The 15,973-nt window shown below is 72.1% G+C and carries 16 protein-coding genes and 1 pseudogene; 9 read left to right on the top strand and 8 right to left on the bottom strand.

What is annotated here, in order from left to right:
- Positions 1 to 26 precede the first annotated feature (26 nt).
- Entirely contained in the window at positions 27 to 1,538 is a 1,512-nt protein-coding gene (gene glpK / locus ACIPEP_RS13230) for a glycerol kinase GlpK (RefSeq protein ID WP_070418990.1), read from the bottom strand.
- 44 nt (positions 1,539 to 1,582) lie between these two features.
- The gene (locus tag ACIPEP_RS13225; RefSeq protein WP_336696462.1) at positions 1,583 to 2,308 is read right to left on the bottom strand and encodes an MIP/aquaporin family protein; all 726 of its coding nucleotides are present in this window, start codon (positions 2,306 to 2,308) and stop codon (positions 1,583 to 1,585) included.
- Between the two features lie 312 nt (positions 2,309 to 2,620).
- Here ACIPEP_RS13225 and dhaK point away from each other — a divergent pair, with 312 nt between their 5' ends.
- Genes dhaK through dhaM form a run of 3 tightly spaced genes read left to right on the top strand, consistent with a single transcriptional unit; the run spans position 2,621 to position 5,025 of the window.
- Complete coding sequence (dhaK, locus tag ACIPEP_RS13220; RefSeq protein WP_092387327.1) at positions 2,621 to 3,622, top strand: dihydroxyacetone kinase subunit DhaK; 1,002 nt, start codon at positions 2,621 to 2,623, stop codon at positions 3,620 to 3,622.
- 57 nt (positions 3,623 to 3,679) lie between these two features.
- A complete protein-coding gene (gene dhaL, locus ACIPEP_RS13215; RefSeq protein WP_070418992.1) occupies positions 3,680 to 4,306 on the top strand; it encodes a dihydroxyacetone kinase subunit DhaL in 627 nt (208 codons plus the stop codon).
- The gene (dhaM, locus tag ACIPEP_RS13210; protein ID WP_402717506.1) at positions 4,303 to 5,025 is read left to right on the top strand and encodes a dihydroxyacetone kinase phosphoryl donor subunit DhaM; all 723 of its coding nucleotides are present in this window, start codon (positions 4,303 to 4,305) and stop codon (positions 5,023 to 5,025) included. Before dhaL ends, dhaM begins: the two co-directional genes overlap by 4 nt.
- A gap of 20 nt (positions 5,026 to 5,045) precedes the next feature.
- On the opposite strand, the gene ACIPEP_RS13205 is transcribed toward dhaM, so the two are convergent.
- Positions 5,046 to 5,639 (bottom strand): TetR/AcrR family transcriptional regulator C-terminal domain-containing protein, encoded by a 594-nt coding sequence (locus tag ACIPEP_RS13205; protein WP_402717505.1) that lies wholly within the window; start codon positions 5,637 to 5,639, stop codon positions 5,046 to 5,048.
- Positions 5,640 to 5,695: 56 nt separating this feature from the next.
- Between ACIPEP_RS13205 and ACIPEP_RS13200 the strand changes: the two genes are divergently transcribed.
- Positions 5,696 to 6,916 carry a beta-ketoacyl-[acyl-carrier-protein] synthase family protein gene (locus ACIPEP_RS13200; RefSeq protein ID WP_402717504.1) on the top strand — a complete coding sequence of 407 codons (1,221 nt, stop codon included), beginning with the start codon at positions 5,696 to 5,698 and terminating at the stop codon, positions 6,914 to 6,916.
- Here ACIPEP_RS13200 and ACIPEP_RS13195 read toward each other — a convergent pair.
- Positions 6,903 to 7,406: a GNAT family N-acetyltransferase gene (locus ACIPEP_RS13195; protein ID WP_402717503.1), complete on the bottom strand. Its 504-nt coding sequence runs from the start codon at positions 7,404 to 7,406 to the stop codon at positions 6,903 to 6,905. The genes ACIPEP_RS13200 and ACIPEP_RS13195 overlap by 14 nt on opposite strands.
- A 195-nt stretch (positions 7,407 to 7,601) precedes the next feature.
- Between ACIPEP_RS13195 and ACIPEP_RS13190 the strand changes: the two genes are divergently transcribed.
- The 3 genes and pseudogenes from ACIPEP_RS13190 to helR all read left to right on the top strand — a co-directional run bounded on the left by ACIPEP_RS13190 (position 7,602) and on the right by helR (position 10,893).
- Positions 7,602 to 8,108: a hypothetical protein gene (locus ACIPEP_RS13190; RefSeq protein WP_402717502.1), complete on the top strand. Its 507-nt coding sequence runs from the start codon at positions 7,602 to 7,604 to the stop codon at positions 8,106 to 8,108.
- A gap of 37 nt (positions 8,109 to 8,145) precedes the next feature.
- A pseudogene (locus ACIPEP_RS13185) lies at positions 8,146 to 8,660 on the top strand (AAA family ATPase).
- 103 nt (positions 8,661 to 8,763) lie between these two features.
- Positions 8,764 to 10,893 carry an RNA polymerase recycling motor ATPase HelR gene (gene helR / locus ACIPEP_RS13180; protein WP_402717501.1) on the top strand — a complete coding sequence of 710 codons (2,130 nt, stop codon included), beginning with the start codon at positions 8,764 to 8,766 and terminating at the stop codon, positions 10,891 to 10,893.
- On the opposite strand, the gene ACIPEP_RS13175 is transcribed toward helR, so the two are convergent.
- Positions 10,880 to 11,713 (bottom strand): helix-turn-helix transcriptional regulator, encoded by an 834-nt coding sequence (locus tag ACIPEP_RS13175; RefSeq protein ID WP_261646924.1) that lies wholly within the window; start codon positions 11,711 to 11,713, stop codon positions 10,880 to 10,882. The genes helR and ACIPEP_RS13175 overlap by 14 nt on opposite strands.
- Positions 11,714 to 11,815: 102 nt before the next feature.
- Between ACIPEP_RS13175 and ACIPEP_RS13170 the strand changes: the two genes are divergently transcribed.
- On the top strand, positions 11,816 to 12,496 hold the full coding sequence (locus ACIPEP_RS13170) for an SDR family NAD(P)-dependent oxidoreductase (protein WP_402717500.1): 681 nt from the start codon (positions 11,816 to 11,818) through the stop codon (positions 12,494 to 12,496).
- Between the two features lie 202 nt (positions 12,497 to 12,698).
- On the opposite strand, the gene ACIPEP_RS13165 is transcribed toward ACIPEP_RS13170, so the two are convergent.
- The gene (locus tag ACIPEP_RS13165) at positions 12,699 to 13,139 is read right to left on the bottom strand and encodes a GNAT family N-acetyltransferase (RefSeq protein WP_402717499.1); all 441 of its coding nucleotides are present in this window, start codon (positions 13,137 to 13,139) and stop codon (positions 12,699 to 12,701) included.
- 96 nt (positions 13,140 to 13,235) lie between these two features.
- On the opposite strand from ACIPEP_RS13165, the gene ACIPEP_RS13160 reads away from it, so the two are divergent.
- Positions 13,236 to 14,267 carry an alcohol dehydrogenase catalytic domain-containing protein gene (locus ACIPEP_RS13160; protein ID WP_402717498.1) on the top strand — a complete coding sequence of 344 codons (1,032 nt, stop codon included), beginning with the start codon at positions 13,236 to 13,238 and terminating at the stop codon, positions 14,265 to 14,267.
- Positions 14,268 to 14,300: 33 nt separating this feature from the next.
- Here the strand turns inward: ACIPEP_RS13160 and ACIPEP_RS13155 are convergent, their stop codons facing one another.
- Positions 14,301 to 15,017 carry a hypothetical protein gene (locus tag ACIPEP_RS13155; RefSeq protein WP_402717497.1) on the bottom strand — a complete coding sequence of 239 codons (717 nt, stop codon included), beginning with the start codon at positions 15,015 to 15,017 and terminating at the stop codon, positions 14,301 to 14,303.
- Positions 15,018 to 15,027: 10 nt separating this feature from the next.
- Positions 15,028 to 15,621 carry a dihydrofolate reductase family protein gene (locus ACIPEP_RS13150; protein ID WP_402717496.1) on the bottom strand — a complete coding sequence of 198 codons (594 nt, stop codon included), beginning with the start codon at positions 15,619 to 15,621 and terminating at the stop codon, positions 15,028 to 15,030.
- Positions 15,622 to 15,973: the final 352 nt, after the last annotated feature.

Raw genomic sequence — 15,973 nt, 5'->3', positions numbered from 1 at the left:
CTCCAGGCGGTCACCTCAGGACAGGACTACTGGACGTCCTCGTCGACCCAGTCGAACGTCTTCGTGACGGCCTTCTTCCAGAGGCGCAGGGTGCGCTCGCGCTCGGCTTCGTCGAGCTGCGGCTCCCAGCGCTTGTCCTCCTGCCAGTTGGCACGGAGCTCGTCGAGGTTCGCCCAGAACCCGACCGCGAGCCCGGCCGCGTAGGCCGCGCCGAGCGCCGTCGTCTCCGCGACGACCGGACGGACCACCGGCACGTTCAGGATGTCCGCCTGGAACTGCATGAGCGCGTCGTTGGCGGTCATGCCGCCGTCGACCTTGAGCTCGGTGAGGTCCACACCGGAGTCCGCGTTGACGGCGTCGAGGACCTCGCGGGTCTGCAGCGCCGTCGCCTCGAGGGCGGCACGGGCGATGTGGCCCTTGTTCACGTAGCGGGTGAGGCCGACGATCGCACCGCGGGCATCCGGACGCCAGTACGGCGCGAAGAGCCCCGAGAACGCCGGGACGAAGTAGACGCCGCCGTTGTCCTCGACGGTCTTGGCGAGGGCCTCGACCTCCGGGGCGCTGCCGATCAGGCCGAGGTTGTCGCGGAGCCACTGGATGAGCGAGCCCGTGACGGCGATCGAACCCTCGAGCGCGTAGTGCGTCTCCTGGTCGCCGAGCTTGTAGCCGACGGTCGTGAGCAGCCCGTTCTCCGAGCGGACGATCTCCGTGCCCGTGTTGAAGATGAGGAAGTTGCCCGTGCCGTAGGTGTTCTTCGACTCGCCCTGGTCGAACGCCGCCTGGCCGAACGTCGCGGCCTGCTGGTCGCCGAGGATGCCGGCGATCGGGACCTCGCGCAGGAGGTTCGAGGACTCGACGTGGCCGTAGACCTCGGAGGAGCTGACGATCTCGGGGAGCATCGACTTCGGCACACCGAAGTCGGCGAGGATGTCGTCGCGCCACTCGAGCGTCTCGAGGTCCATGAACAGCGTGCGGGACGCGTTCGTGACGTCGGTCTTGTGGACGCCGCCGTCGACGCCACCGGTCAGGTTCCAGAGGACCCAGGTGTCGGTGGTGCCGAAGAGCAGGTCGCCCGCCTCGGCCTTCTCGCGCGCACCCTCGACGTTCTCGAGGATCCAGACGATCTTGGTGCCGGCGAAGTACGTCGCCAGCGGCAGACCGACGACCGACTTGTAGCGGTCGGTGTCGCCGTCGGCGAGCTTGTCGACGATCGACTGCGTGCGGGTGTCCTGCCAGACGATCGCGTTGTAGACCGGCTTGCCGGTGTTCTTGTCCCAGACCACCGCGGTCTCGCGCTGGTTGGTGATGCCGACCGCCGCGACGTCGTGGCGGGTGATGTCGGCGCGGGACAGGGCCTGGCCGATGACCTCACGGGTGTTGTCCCAGATCTCCGACGGGTCGTGCTCGACCCACCCGGCACGCGGGAAGATCTGCTCGTGCTCCTTCTGTCCGACGGACACGATCGAGCCGGAGTGGTCGAAGACGATCGCTCGGGTGGAGGTCGTGCCCTGGTCGATGGCGACGATGTAGTCGGCCATTGGTGCTCCTTACGCTGGTGCTCGGGTGGGTGTGGTGCAGACGATCAAGAAACGATCGGCAGCAGGAAGGTGGAGAGGCCGGCCGCGAGGGCGCCACCGACGAGGGGGCCGACGACGGGCACCCAGGCGTAGGCCCAGTCGCTCGAGCCCTTGCCCTTGATCGGCAGGAAGGCGTGCGCGATGCGCGGACCGAGGTCACGTGCCGGGTTGATGGCGTAGCCCGTCGGGCCACCGAGGCTGACGCCGATCGCGATCACGAGGAAGGCGACCGGGACGGCGCCGAGCTCCGCCGGGGTCTTGCCGTTGGTGAAGGCGAGCACGACGAAGACGAGCACGAAGGTGCCGATGATCTCGGTGACGACGTTCCAGCCGTACGAGCGGATCGCCGGACCGGTGGAGAAGACGCCGAGCTTCGCAGCCGCGTCGGGTTCCTCGTCGAAGTGCTGCTTGTAGGCCAGCCAGACGATGACCGCACCGATGATCGCACCGATCAGCTGGGCGAGCCAGTAGAGGAACATCTCACCGACGGTGATCTTGCCGAGGATGGCGAGCGCGAGGCTCACCGCCGGGTTGAGCTGGCCTCCGGAGCTGTACGACACGGTGACACCGGCGAAGACCGCGAAGCCCCAGCCGATCGTCACCATGAGGAAGCCGGCTCCGAAGCCCTTGGACTTCGTCAGCGAGACAGCGGCGACGACGCCGCCACCCAGGATGATGAGCATCGCCGTGCCGACGAGCTCGGAGAGGAAATTGACGCCGATGCCGTCCATCGGTGACCTCCAGTGCGTGAGGGTGGGGGTCCGGTGGTACAGCGCCGGCACTCCCCGTTGAGTGATTGGGGCCGAGCATACTGACGGGCATCGGCGGATGGCGATGCATTCGTGAGGGAAGTGCGCGATTGTGCACGAACGTGCATGCACGGTGTGCGCCCGCGCATCCGAGGCCGGTGGGCCGCCCCCGGGTCGGTGCACGAACGTGCACACGGGGGGAACGCTCGCCCGGGGCGGCGATGTAGATTGAGGGCACTCCGGTCGACGACGGCGGTGCTGCCTCGCGATCGCCCGCACTCCGTGGAGGTCAGCATGAAGAAGCTCATCAACGATCCGCAGGCCGTGGTCGACGAGACCGTGCGCGGGTTCGCCCGTGCCCACGCCGGCCACGTCGTGCTGGTCGAGGACCCGATCCACATCCACCGCGCGGACGCCCCGGTGTCCGGCAAGGTCGGGATCGTCAGCGGCGGTGGCAGCGGACACGAGCCGCTGCACGCCGGGTTCGTCGGGTACGGCATGCTCGACGCCGCGGTGCCGGGGCCGGTGTTCACGAGTCCCACACCGGACCCGATCGTCGCCGCGACGAAGGCCGTCGACGGGGGAGCGGGTGTGCTCCACATCGTGAAGAACTACACCGGCGACGTCCTCAACTTCGAGACCGCCGCCGAACTCGCCAGCATGGACGACGTCCGGGTCGAGTCCGTCGTGGTGGACGACGACGTCGCCGTGCAGGACTCGCTCTACACGGCCGGCCGACGCGGGGTCGCCGGCACCGTCGTCGTCGAGAAGTGCGCGGGCGCCGCAGCCGAGCGGGGGGACGACCTCGACGCCGTCGCCGCCGTCGCCCGGCACGTGAACGACGTCACGCGCTCGATGGGGCTCGCGCTCGCCTCCGGCACCGTCCCGCACGCCGGCGAGCCGTCGTTCACCCTCGCCGACGACGAGGTCGAGCTCGGCATCGGCATCCACGGCGAGCCCGGCCGCGAACGCATCCCGATGGCCCCGGCCGACGAGCTCGTGGACCGCGTGCTCGAACCGATCCTCACCGACCTCGCCGCTCCCGCCGGGTCGAAGCTCCTGCTCCTCGTGAACGGCATGGGCGGCACGCCCCTCTCCGAGCTCTACATCGCCTACCGACGCGCCGCCGAGGTCCTCACCGACCGCGGGTTCGACGTCACGCGTAGCCTGGTCGGCGACTATGTGACATCCCTCGAGATGCAGGGGTTCTCGCTCACCGTCACGGTGCTCGACGACGAACTCACCGCCCTCTGGGACGCACCGGTGGAGACCCCGGCACTGCGCTGGGGACGCTGAACCCACCGCACCACGACCCGGCCCGTGAACGGAGCCGGACGCAGGAAGGAACACGAATTGGCGCTCGACACCGCATGGGCCATCGACTGGGTCCGACGCACCGCCGCGACGATCGACGAGCACCGGGCCGAGCTCGTCACGCTCGACCGTGAGATCGGCGACGGCGACCACGGTGAGAATCTCGACCGCGGCTTCCGTGCCGTGCTCGAGGCCGTGGACGCCGGTTCGTTCGACACCCCCGGAGCCGTGCTGAAGGTCGTCGCGACGAAGCTCATCTCGACGGTCGGCGGTGCCGCGGGTCCGCTGTTCGGGACCGCGTACCTCAAGGCCGCACAGGCCGCCGGGGACGCAGCGGAGCTCGACGCCGACACGCTCGTCCAGGTGCTGACCGCTGCCCGTGACGGCATCGTGTCCCGGGGCAAGGCTGCCGTCGGCGACAAGACCATGGTCGACGCCTGGTCGCCCGCGGTCGACGCCGCCGGTGCCGCGGCCGCCGCCGGGGACAGCCCCGAGCAGGTGCTCGCCGCAGCCGCCGACGCGGCCGTGACCGGCGCGGAGTCGACCGACCCGCTGGTCGCCCACAAGGGCCGCGCGAGCTACCTCGGCGAACGTGCCGTCGGGCACCGCGACCCGGGCGCGCAGTCCACCGTGTACATCCTCCGCGCAGCCGTGGACGCCGCGTGACCGTCGGGATCCTGATCGTCTCGCACAGCGCGGCGATCGCGACCGGCACCGTCGAGCTCGCCCGGCAGATGGCGGCGGACGTCCCGCTCGTGGCCGCCGGCGGCACCGACGACGGCGGCATCGGCACCTCGTTCGAGGCCATCACGGCCGGCATCGAGGAACTCGCCGACGCCGAGGCAGTGGTCGTCCTGTGCGACCTCGGCTCCGCCTACCTGACCACCGACACGGCGCTCGACTTCCTCGACGACGACGTCCGCGCGCGCGTGCACGTCTCGCAGGCCCCGCTGGTCGAGGGTGCGGTCGCCGCGGCCGTCGCCGCACAGACCGGTGGCGACGTCGATGCGGTCCTGGCCGCTGCCGCGTCTGCCGCAGGCTCCGAGGCGGACGCGAGTCGTGCCTCCAGTCCGTCCGGCGACGGTCCAGGAGGCGCGGCGCCGGTCTCCGGGACCGGCTCCGTCGACGACGTGGCCGCGTCCGAGACGGTGGAACTCGTGAACGAGAGCGGCCTGCACGCCCGGCCGGCCGCGGAGTTCGTGAAGACGGCCGCCAAGTTCGACGCCGAGGTCCGGGTCAACGGGGTGGACGCGAAGAGCCTGCTCGCGATCATGGCGCTCGCACTGCCCAGGGGGGCGTCGGTGACCATCGAGGGGACCGGAGCCGACGCGCAGGACGCGGTCGACGCGCTCGTGGCCCTCGTGCGGTCCGGCTTCGGCGAGTAGGGCGCTGCGCCTCCCGCGGGTCAGGCGATCGAGACGGTGCCGGCGAGGTCGAGGTCGGACGGTCCGCCGGTGACCCCGGCGTCGGCGAGCAGCGTGGCGCCGAACACCGCGCTCCAGAACGTCCGTGCGTCGCGTCCGACGCCGCTCCGGCTCGTCCAGCCGTGTTCGGTAACGACCCGTTCGAGGTAGCGCTCCGACTGCCGGAACAGCACCTGCAGGAGCAGTCGCACACGGTCGCGTTGCGCGGAGTCGTCGCCCGCGCTCGCGAGGGCCCGCACGACGAGCGGCGTCGACGGCATCGCGAGGGCCGTGCGGGCGAGGACCTGCCGGAACGTCTCCGCGCTCGTGGCGCGGCGCCCGGCTGCTTGCAACCGGGTCGTGTCGCGCAGGAACAGCGCGAACGCGGCGTCGAGCACCAGTCGGTCCTTGGATCCGTAGTGGTGCGTGATCTGGTTCGGGTACACGCCCGCGGCCCGGGCGATCTCGCTCACGGTCACCGTCCGGTGCTCGGTCGGGCCGCCGGTCCCGCTGAGCAAGCCGGCGGTCGCGGCGAGGATCCGCGCCCGGGTGGCTGCCCCGCGCGGGGTGCCCGGAGCGTCGCTCGTGGTTGCCATGCCGGAATTGTACGTGGTACAACTCAACTTGTTCAACGTACAAGAAGGAGTCTCCCGTGCACATCTCCATCACCGGCTACGGAGCGGTGTCGCCGTTCGGCCACGGCGTCGACACGCTCTGGGACGCCCTGGTCGCCGGCCGCTCCGGCGTGCACGACCTCGAGCGGACCGGCACGCACTGGGACCAGGTCCCGATCCGGGTCGGCGCAGCCGCCGCACTCGACGCGGACGGAGCACTCGGGCGGGTCCGGGCGAACCGGCTCGACCGCAGCCAGCAGCTCGCGCTCGTCGCGGCGGAGGAGGCCTGGGCGGACGCCGGTGCCCCGACGATCGAGGGGGACCGGCTCGCCGTCGTCGTCGGCACCGGGATCGGGGGAGTGGAGACGCTCCTCGACGCCCACGACGTGCTCGGCACCGCTGGAGCGCGTCGCGTGTCACCCCGCACCGTCCCGATGCTCATGGCGAACGCCGCCGCGGCGCAGATCAGCATCGCGTTCGGTGCACGGGCCGGGGCGTACACGACCGTGTCCGCCTGCGCCTCAGGGGCCGAGGCGATCGCGACGGCCGCGCGGTTGATCGTCACGGGGGAGGCCGACGTCGTCATCGCCGGTGGGACCGAGGCGGCCGTGACGCCGGTGACCATGGCGTCCTTCGCGCAGTCGCAGGCCCTCGCGAAGCCCGGCGACGACGACCCGACGACGCTCTCCCGCCCGTTCGACGCGTCCCGCCGCGGGTTCGTGCTCGGCGAGGGTGCCGGGTTCGTCGTGCTCGAGCGGGCCGACCACGCCGCTGCCCGCACCCAGCGTTCGCACGGGACCCTCGCCGGCTGGGGCATCACCTCGGACGCGTTCCACATCACCGCGCCCCTGGCGGACGGGTCCGAGCAGGAGCGGGCGATGACCGCGGCGATCCGGATGGCCGGGTTGGCTGGCGACGACATCGACCACGTCAACGCGCACGCGACCAGCACGCCCGTCGGGGACGTCGGCGAAGCCGCTGCGATCGCTCGCGCGGTCGGCACCGGGGCGGTCGTGACCGCGCCGAAGGGGGCCATCGGGCACATGTTCGGGGCAGCCGGGGCCGTCGAGTCGATCCTGGCCGTGCGGGCGATCGAGACCGGGCTCGTGCCGGCGACGCTGAACCTGGAGCACCTCGACCCGGCGGTCGAGCTCGACGTGGTCGCCGGGGCCGCGCGGGAGGTGCCGATCCGGACGGCGCTGAACAACTCGTTCGGCTTCGGTGGGCAGAACGCGTCGCTGGTGTTCACCGCGGCGTGACCGGGCGCCCGGTCGGCAGGGTGCGGGCGTAGTCGACCGTGGGGTACGGCGTGAAGCCGAGTGACTCGTAGAGCGCTCGCGCCGCGGCGTGGAAGGCGTCCCCGCCCGTGCCGATGTGCACCACCTCGACCCCGCGTTCGCCGAGTTCGCGGAGGACGGTCGTGCACAGTGCCCGTGCGACTCCTCGTCGTCTGGCACGCGGGTGGACGGCGACCATCTCCAGCCGGCCGGACGCGCCGTTCGTGACGTGCCACCCGACGTACCCGAGGGGCCCGTCGTCGTCCTCCGCCAGCGTGATGAACCGGTCTTCGGCAGGGTCGAGCAGCGCGGGCACCTCGTGCCGGTAGTCGTCCTCCCAGTGCGCGTGGTCGTGTGCCGTGACCTCCGGGCGCAGTCGGACCAGGTCGCCGGCGAGGAGCGGGCGGAACGTCTCGATCGTCAGTTCGGTGAGCGTGGGCAGATCGTCGGGCGTGCAGGCGCGGATGTGCATGGTGTGCCTCTTCTCTGAGCAGTCTGAAGGCGCCACACCGTGCTCGGTGTGGCGGTACGTGACGGCGAGGCCGTCTCCTTCAGTGGCGGGTGCGCCAGCTCGCGAAGCAGTCCATGGCCACCACGCTACCCACCGTTCCCGCCGCAGCGCCGCACGGGCCTGGGTAGCGTCGACCAGGACGGAAGGACGGACACGATGCGACCACTGATCCTCTCGGGTGGCCCGGCGGTCGGGAAGACGACCTGCGGTCGTGCCCTCGCTGCCGCGGAACCGCGCGGCGCGTACATCGACGGTGACGACGTCCGCCAGCTCGTCATCGCCGGGGATGCGACGCTCTGGTCCGGATCGGAGGGCCGTGCTCAGCACGCACTCGCCGCGCGCAACGTGAGTGCCCTGGCCCGGAACCTGCTCGCTGCGGGCTTTGCCGTCACCGCGTCGGACGTCCTCACCGCGGAGACGCTCGCCGTGTACCGCGCCGAACTCCCGGAGTGCTTCGTCGTGCACCTGGCGATCACCCTCGAGGGGGCCCGAGCGCGAGCCGCCACACGACCGGTGTCCATCACCGACGACGAGTTCGAACTGCTCCACCGGATGACCGCGGTCCCGCCGGCGGTGGACCTCGTCCTCGACGTCACCGACATGGCCGAAGCCGACCAGGTCGCTGCGCTCCACCGTGCATGGTCGACTGCGAGCGTGCGGTGAGGTGGAGTGCTCCGCCCGGGCTCGGTAGGGTCCACGCATGGCACTGGTGCTGATGTGCGGTCTCTCGTTCTCGGGCAAGAGCACGCTGGCGGCTCGGTTGTCCGACGCGCTGGACGGAGCGCTGCTGGGCCTCGACCGGATCAACGAGGAGCGCGGCCTCGACGGCGGCCAGGGCATCCCCCGGAGGAGTGGGCCACGACGAACGCCATCGCGCACGAGCGGGCGGGCGAATCGCTCGCGTCCGGCCGCGACGTGATCGTGGACGACACGGGCTCTCCGCGCTTCGTCCGAGATGCCTGGCGTGCCACCGCGGCCGCCGCCGGGGCACCGTTCGCCCTCGTCTGGGTGCGGATCGCCCCGGAGCTGCAACGGCGACGCGTCCTCGCGAACCGGACCGAGCCGGCACGACCCGACGTCACCGACGCCGTGCTCGCAGAGCACGCCGCGAGCTTCGAACCGCCCGAGACGGAAGAGCCGGTGATCGTCGACGGTGCTCGTACGGCAGACGCGTCGACGGTCGCTGCCGTCGTCGACGCGATCAGGTCGCGGTAGCGGAAGGCGGCCGCGAGACGGCGGACCCCTCCCGCCATGACCAGGATACGGCCGGACCGGGGGCTTGCCGCAAGACCCCCGTCGTGCCCCACAATCGACCCTCGTGTCAACGCCGTACCCCGTCTTCGACCTCCCCGAACGCCTCGCCGACAAAGCCGATCCGGCCCTGATCGCCGACGACGAGCGGCACTTCGCCGCGATCGCCGCGACCCTCGACGCCTCGACCACGACGCTCACCCGACGCCTCGACGAGCTCCGCCGGACCCGAGCGGGCGGCGGGGAGTACACGGTGGAGCGCGATGCCGAGGTGCGCCGGGTCACCCGCGAGCTCACGGCACTCCGGCGGTACGGGCTCGACCTGTGCATCGGGAGGATGGTGTTCGCCGACCGCCCGCACCCGGTCTACGTCGGCCGCTCGGGGCTCACCGACGACGACCTCGAGCGGCTGCTCGTCGACTGGCGCTCGGCGACCGCGGAACCGTTCTTCGCGGCGTCGCACGGCGATCCTCGTGGCCTGGTGAGCCGGCGACGCTACCGCTGGCAGCGCGGTCGGATCGTGGACTACTGGGACGAGGCCTTCACCGACGAGGGCCTGCTGCACACCGCGGCCCTGGACGACCAGTCGGCGTTCGTCGCGAGTCTCGGCACCAGCCGCAGCCCGCGGATGCGGGACGTGCTCGGGACGATCCAGTCCGACCAGGACGCCGTGATCCGCGCGGACTCCGCCGGAGCACTCGTGGTGGACGGCGGTCCGGGGACCGGCAAGACCGTCGTCGCGCTGCACCGGGCGGCGTACCTGCTGTACGCCGACCCACGCGTGTCGCCGCGGCACGGGGGTGTGCTGTTCGTCGGGCCGACGCACGGGCACCTCGACTACGTCGGGGACGTGCTGCCGGCGCTGGGCGAGGACGGTGTGCACCTCGCGACCGTGACGGACCTGGTGCCCGAGGGCGCCGACGTCCCCGACGAGGCCGATCCGGACGTCGCGGCGATCAAGGCGGGTGCGGCGCTGACCCGGGCGGTCGAGCGTGCGGTCCGCGGGTACGAGCAGCCGCCGGAGCGCACGGTCGTCGTCGAGACGGACTGGGCGGACGTGCCGATCACGCCCGACGACTGGGCCGACGCGTTCGACGCGGCGGACCCGGGCGACCCGCACAACGCCGCACGCTCCGACGTCTGGGAGGCGCTGCTCGAGATCGTGACCAACCGCCTGGCGGGAGCGGCCCCACCCAGGGCGATCCGCGCCTCCGTGGACGACAGCGACGTCCTGCGTGACGCGTTCCGCCGGGCGTGGCCCGTGCTCGACCCGGACGGTGTGGTCGCGGACCTGCTCGCGGTGCCCGACCACCTGGCGCGGTGCGCGCCCGACCTCACCGCAGCCGACCGCGCACGCCTGCACCGCCCGGACGCCCGCGCGTGGACCCGGTCAGACCTCCCCGTGCTCGACGCCGCCCGTCGGCGGATCGGGGACCCGGCAGCTCCGGCCCGGGAGCGGCGTGCTGCGGCCGCCAGGGCCGCCGAACGCGAGCGGATGGACCGGGTGATCGAGGACCTCGTCGCGAACGACGACTCCGAGCTGCAGCTCATGAGCATGCTGCGCGGAGCGGACGCGCGGAACAGCCTCGACGACGACGCGGTGACGGCGGCACCGGACGCCGATGCCCTGGCGGGACCGTTCGCGCACGTCGTCGTCGACGAGGCTCAGGAGCTCACGGACGCGGAGTGGCTGATGCTGCTGCGGCGCTGCCCGAGCCGGAGTCTCACGGTCGTGGGGGACCGGACCCAGGCACGGGAGCCGTTCGCCGAGTCGTGGGAGGACCGGCTCGCCCGGATCGGGCTCCGGGAAGTCCGGACCGCGCGCCTACGGATCAACTACCGCACGCCGTCCGAGGTGATGGCGGTCGCCGAACCCGTCATCCGCGCAGCCGTGCCGGACGCGAACGTGCCGACCTCGATCCGCGACTCCGGCGTGCCGGTGCAGTACGGGTCCGCCGACGAGCGGGACGTGGTCCTGGACACGTGGGCCGCGGCGAGCGCCGACGGGATCGCGTGCGTGGTCGGCGACGCCGGGTACGCGGGGACGGACCGGATCCGTTCCCTGTCCCCGGAGGCGACGAAGGGTCTCGAGTTCGACCTCGTCGTCCTGGTGGACCCGGAGCGGTGGCGCCCGGTCGACCGGTACGTGGCGATGACCCGGGCGACCCAACGACTGGTCGTGCTCAGCTCGGCGTGAGTTCCTGCAGGCCGGTGACGCGCAGGAGGTCGAGCTTCGCCGCGTCCTCGGTGCCGGGGACGGCCGTGTAGACGACGATGCGGAGGTCCCCGCCCGGCACGCTCAGGACGTCGCAGTCGATCTCGATCGGGCCGACGGGGGAGTGCACGCGCTTGCGGCTCGCCCGGTGCTCGGCGACGCGTCCGGTGTCCCAGCGGCGCTCGAACTCGGGGGACTCGCGACGGAGGCGTGCCACCAGCTCGGCGAGGTCCCGGTCGGCGGGGTACCGACCCACGGCGGCGCGGAGGTCGGCGGCGAGGTCGCTGGAGAACTCCTCCTGGTGCTCGTCGTCCCATTCGACCTCGTCGTGGCCGTGCATGAAGTGTCGCCACACGAGGTTCCGGTCGATGCCCGTGTACCGGGAGGGGTCACCGGTGAGCGCTGCCCAGAGGTCGTTCCACAGGACGATGTCGTGCGCGGCGGTGAACACGGCGAGGGGGACGTCGCCGAGGCGGTCGACGATGCGCTGCACGCCCGGGGTGACGTGCCGGGGGACGACCCGGCGCGACGGCGGCGCGGACCCTGCGACGCGGCAGAGGTGGTCGCGTTCCTCCTCGGAGAGACGGAGCGCGGTGGCGAGTGCGCCGAGCAACTGCGGCGACGGGTTCGTCGCGCGTCCCTGTTCGAGGCGGACGACGTAGTCGACGCTCACGCCGGCGAGCGCAGCGAGCTCCTCGCGACGGAGACCCGGCGTCCGTCGACCGGGCCCGGCCGGCAGGCCGACCGCTTCGGGACGGACCCGGTCGCGCCAGGAACGCAGCACACTCGCGAACTCGCTCATGCCCACCATCCTCGACCCGCGCCTCCCGGCCTGCCTGGTACTGGTGGTCCCACTGTCGAGCGGTGCCTGGGGGACCCGGCCACGCAGGCGGAGGCTGGGCGCATGACAACGACACTCATCACCGGAGCCAACCGCAGTCTCGGGCTCGAGACCGTCCGTCGCCTCGTCGAGGCCGGGCACACCGTGTACGCCGGCATGCGCGATCCGGCCACGGGGGACGCGGCGCGTGCCCTCGGCGCGCACGTCGTCCAGCTGGACGTCACCGACCAGTCCTCGGTCGAGCGCGCGGTCGCCGGACTGCCCGGACTCGACGTACTCGTGAACAACGCGGGCATCCTCGGGACGTCGTTCGGGGTCGACGACCTCGACGCCGCTGCGATCGGAGCCGTGCTCGACACGAACGTGACCGGCGTCGTGCGCGTGACGCAGGCGGCGCTGCCGCTGCTGCGGGAGTCGGCGAACCCGGTCATCGTGAACGTTGCCTCGGGTGTGGGCTTCCCGCGGTGGCTGACGACTCCGGGGCGGGATGAGTACCCGGTGCCGGCGGTGCCGTACGCGGCGTCGAAGGCGGCGCTCATCGCCCTGACCGTGCAGTACGCGAAGATCCTGCCCGGGTTCCGGGTGAACGCGAGCGACCCCGGGTACACGGCGACGGAGTTCAACGGGTTCGGCGGGCACCAGACCGTGACCGAGGGGACGGACGCCACGGTGGCGCTGGCGACGCTCGGCGCGGACGGCCCCACGGGGGAGTTCCACGACCGCGACGGGCGCGTCGCGTACTGAGCGGGGCGGGCGGGGCGGGGCGGGGCGCCGCGGGGCGGCCCGCGGCCGCTTCGTGAGCAGAAGATGTCGGGTCGGCCGGATGGACCCGACACCTTCTGCTCACGAAGTGCGTCCGCACCGCGGGCGAGACGGCCTGGAGGCACGGCTCGCGTCCGACGGGCGAGCTCGCTCCGTCCCGTGGCCGGGTCGCAGAGCGCCCGGTTCAGTCGTGCACGTCGGCACCGAACCCCGGCCCTGGACGCATCATCCAGCCCGCTGCATCGGGGAGCGGGCGGAAGCCGAACCGCTCGTACAACCCGTGGGCGTCGGCGGTGAAGAGTGCGAACCGCTTCAGTCCGAGTGGCTCGATGGCCTCGGTGACTCCCTGCACGAGGGCGACCCCGACACCGCTGCCTCGCGCCTCCGGGTCGACGAAGACGTCGGCGAGCCAGCCGAACGTCACACCGTCGGTGATCACACGGGCGTACCCGAGCTGCTGACCGCTGGTGTCGTCGTAGACGCCGAAGTTCCGGGAGCCGGCGATGATCGTGTCCTGCGTGGCACGGTCACGGCCCCGGGCCCAGTAGGACTCCTCGCTCAGCCAGCGGTGGACACGGGGGACGTCGAGGTCGGCGGGGTCGGCTGAGAAGCGCAGTCCGTTCATGCAGCCAGTGAAGCGGCGGCGGCGTCCGGGCCGCAACGGCCGATCCACGATCTGTGGACGGCGCTCACGCGGGGCACCGTCTGTCAGGATGGCCGGATGCGCGCAGTCCAGTACGACGAGTTCGGTTCCGTCCCCGCGGTCGTGGATGTCCCGGACCCGGTCGCCCCGATCGACGGGGTGGTCGTCCGGGTCGCCGCGACCGGGGTCTGCCGGAGCGACTGGCACGCGTGGAAGGGGCACGACGACTCGGTGCGCCTGCCGCACGTCCCCGGGCACGAGTTCGCCGGCGTGGTGTCGTCCGTCGGGCCCGACGTCCGCGGGTTCGCCGTGGGGGACCGGGTGACCGCGCCGTTCGTCTTCGCGTGCGGCGAGTGCGAGCAGTGCCTGGACGGTGCGACGCAGGTGTGCACCCGGCAGCAGCAGCCCGGCTTCACGCTGCCCGGTTCGTACGCCGAGGCCGTGGTGGTCCCGCACGCGGACGTCAACCTCGTCGCGCTGCCGGACGCCGTCGGGTTCGCCGAGGCCGCCGGACTCGGATGCCGCTTCGGGACCGCGTACCACGCACTGCACGCCCGGGGACGGGTGGCCGCCGGCGAGTGGGTGGCCGTCTTCGGCTGCGGGGGAGTCGGACTGTCGACCGTCATCGTCGCGGTCGCCGCCGGAGCGGAGGTCGTCGCGGTGGACGTCTCGCCCGCGGCGCTCGCACGTGCGGAAGCCCTCGGTGCGCTTCCGGTGCCGATGGACGACGCGGTCGGGGAGGCCGTCCGAGCCGTCACGGGCGGCGGAGCCCACGTGTCCGTGGACGCCTTCGGCAGCCGCGCCACGTCGGTCGCCGCGGTCGCCGCGCTCCGGCCTCGGGGTCGGCACGTCCAGGTCGGACTGCTGCTCGACGACGAGGCCGTGCCGGCGATCCCGATGGGCCGCGTCATCGGCGACGAACTCGAGCTGCTCGGCAGTCACGGGATCTCGGTGGGGGAGTACGCCGCGATGCTCGACGACGTCGTCGCCGGTCGCCTCCGCCCGTCCGAGTCGATCGGTCGGACGATCGGGCTCGACGAGCTTCCCGAGGCGATCCTCGCGATGAACCGGCCGGCGACCTCCGCGGGCATGACGGTCGCGGTGTTCTGAGCGCTGGCGACCGCGTTCAGCCGGCGATCGCGCTCAGCCGGCGATCCGGAGCGATCGGACGTCCTCGACGATCTGCTCGGGCGACCCCGGGGTGTCGTCCGGCCAGTGGGGCGCATGTGCTGCCGCGGCACGCAGCCACTCGACCACGGCGACCCGCACGGCGTCGGACGCCTCGCGGAGGTCGTGTCCGTACTGCATGCGGAGCTGCTCGTCGGTCCACGGCACGCCGACGCCGATCGTGTCGAGCGGGTGCGGGGGCCGCTCGGGCAGGTCCTCCCACTCAGCCAAGGTCGTCGACGCCGCGCCGCCCTCCGCCGCGGGAGCGGGCGTCCCGAGGACGGCGTCCGGATCCGCGAACGCTTCCCGCGCCTCGACCACCACCCGTTCGATGGTCGTCGGGATCGCGAGCCCGTTCGCGTCGAACCTGGCCGCCGTCTCGAACCAGTGGTCGGCCGCCTCCCGCAGGCCAGTAGCGGCGACCACGAGTCGCTGATCCGCGATCTCGGCCACCGACTCCGCGTCGGTCCGCATCGTGATGAACGCCGTCGAGTAGCCCAGCGCGCTCATGAGGTCCGACGCCTCGGCGCGGAGGATCGGTCGTGCGCCGTCCTCGACGGCCGCGACGACGTCCTCGTCCCACGACCAACCTCGGAGGCGCATCCGGAACGCCACCGCCGACCGGTCCAGGTGCACGAGGTCCCGGCGCACCCGTCGGAGGTTCCGGCCGATCTGCTCGTCGTACGCACCCATGCCGGGAACGCTAGCGCTTCGGTCGGTACACGTCCGCCTTCGCGCCGCCGTCGAACACCGTCGAACTGATCAGCGACAGGTCGAGTTCGTCCTGCAGCCCCGAGAAGATCCCGCCACCCGCCCCGAGGACCACCGGCAGGACCACCAGGCGGTACTCGTCGACGAGGCCAGCGGCCACGAGGCTCCGGCAGAAGTCCGTCCCGCCCTGTGCGAGGACCTCAGCGCCGTCCTCGGCCCGCAGCCGGTCGACCTCGGCCACGAGGTCGCCGTTCGCCACCCGGGCACCGGTCCAGGTCGCCGCCGCGGGGGAGTCGGCCCCACCCGTGTCGACCGTGGCGGGATCGAACCCGGCCTGGCGGGTGAAGACGACCTTCGGGACGGTGTTCATCGCACCGGCGACGGGTGTCGTCGCGTTCGCCCAGAAGCCGGCGATGGACTCGAACGTCCGACGACCGAACGCGTGCACACCGGCGCCGGACACGGTGTCGAGCACCCATGCGGCCGAGTCCGGACTGCCGGCGCGGAACATCCAGTCGGACTCCGTACGTGCACCTGCGACGAAACCGTCGAGGGACATCGACATCTTGAGGACGAGCTTCCGCATCGGACACCGCCGCTTCCGAGCACCGCTCGGTACTCATGACCGCGATGCTAGAGGGGAGTGGCGTCAACCACCAGAGTGCGGCCGCAGCGCGGCCGGATGGTTCTGAGTTGACATAATATAAATTATCGGCGCACAGTGAGTGGGGCCAGGAGGCGCGGATCACCGCAGCTCGTCGGCTCACGCCAGCCGCGCCTCCCGTCCCTCCTGCAGCAGCGACGACCGTCATCCGCACGGCATCGACCGCTTCGGTCGCGCGGCGCGAGGCGTCATCCCCAGGACCGATGACTTCCTCCGTGGTGTCGGTGACCATCGATATCATGCATATCAGTTCGGTAGCGATCTCCAGGAGGCA

It is taken from the genome of Curtobacterium sp. NPDC087082 (assembly GCF_044745045.1).
In the GTDB taxonomy this organism is placed as follows: Bacteria; Actinomycetota; Actinomycetes; order Actinomycetales; family Microbacteriaceae; genus Curtobacterium.
The sequence above is the reverse complement of the archived record's forward strand: the minus strand, read 5'-3'. Positions and strand labels throughout refer to the sequence as shown.

Bases quoted from the DNA above. Each gene is read 5' to 3' on its own strand.
- ACIPEP_RS13195 (WP_402717503.1), bottom strand. From the start codon at position 7,406: ATGCACATCCGCGCCTGCACGCCCGACGATCTGCCCACGCTCACCGAA.
- dhaK (WP_092387327.1), top strand. From the start codon at position 2,621: ATGAAGAAGCTCATCAACGATCCGCAGGCCGTGGTCGACGAGACCGTG.
- ACIPEP_RS13225 (WP_336696462.1), bottom strand. From the start codon at position 2,308: ATGGACGGCATCGGCGTCAATTTCCTCTCCGAGCTCGTCGGCACGGCG.
- ACIPEP_RS13190 (WP_402717502.1), top strand. From the start codon at position 7,602: ATGCGACCACTGATCCTCTCGGGTGGCCCGGCGGTCGGGAAGACGACC.
- ACIPEP_RS13170 (WP_402717500.1), top strand. From the start codon at position 11,816: ATGACAACGACACTCATCACCGGAGCCAACCGCAGTCTCGGGCTCGAG.
- ACIPEP_RS13160 (WP_402717498.1), top strand. From the start codon at position 13,236: ATGCGCGCAGTCCAGTACGACGAGTTCGGTTCCGTCCCCGCGGTCGTG.
- glpK (WP_070418990.1), bottom strand. From the start codon at position 1,538: ATGGCCGACTACATCGTCGCCATCGACCAGGGCACGACCTCCACCCGA.
- ACIPEP_RS13155 (WP_402717497.1), bottom strand. From the start codon at position 15,017: ATGGGTGCGTACGACGAGCAGATCGGCCGGAACCTCCGACGGGTGCGC.
- ACIPEP_RS13150 (WP_402717496.1), bottom strand. From the start codon at position 15,621: ATGCGGAAGCTCGTCCTCAAGATGTCGATGTCCCTCGACGGTTTCGTC.
- ACIPEP_RS13175 (WP_261646924.1), bottom strand. From the start codon at position 11,713: ATGAGCGAGTTCGCGAGTGTGCTGCGTTCCTGGCGCGACCGGGTCCGT.
- ACIPEP_RS13165 (WP_402717499.1), bottom strand. From the start codon at position 13,139: ATGAACGGACTGCGCTTCTCAGCCGACCCCGCCGACCTCGACGTCCCC.
- ACIPEP_RS13205 (WP_402717505.1), bottom strand. From the start codon at position 5,639: ATGGCAACCACGAGCGACGCTCCGGGCACCCCGCGCGGGGCAGCCACC.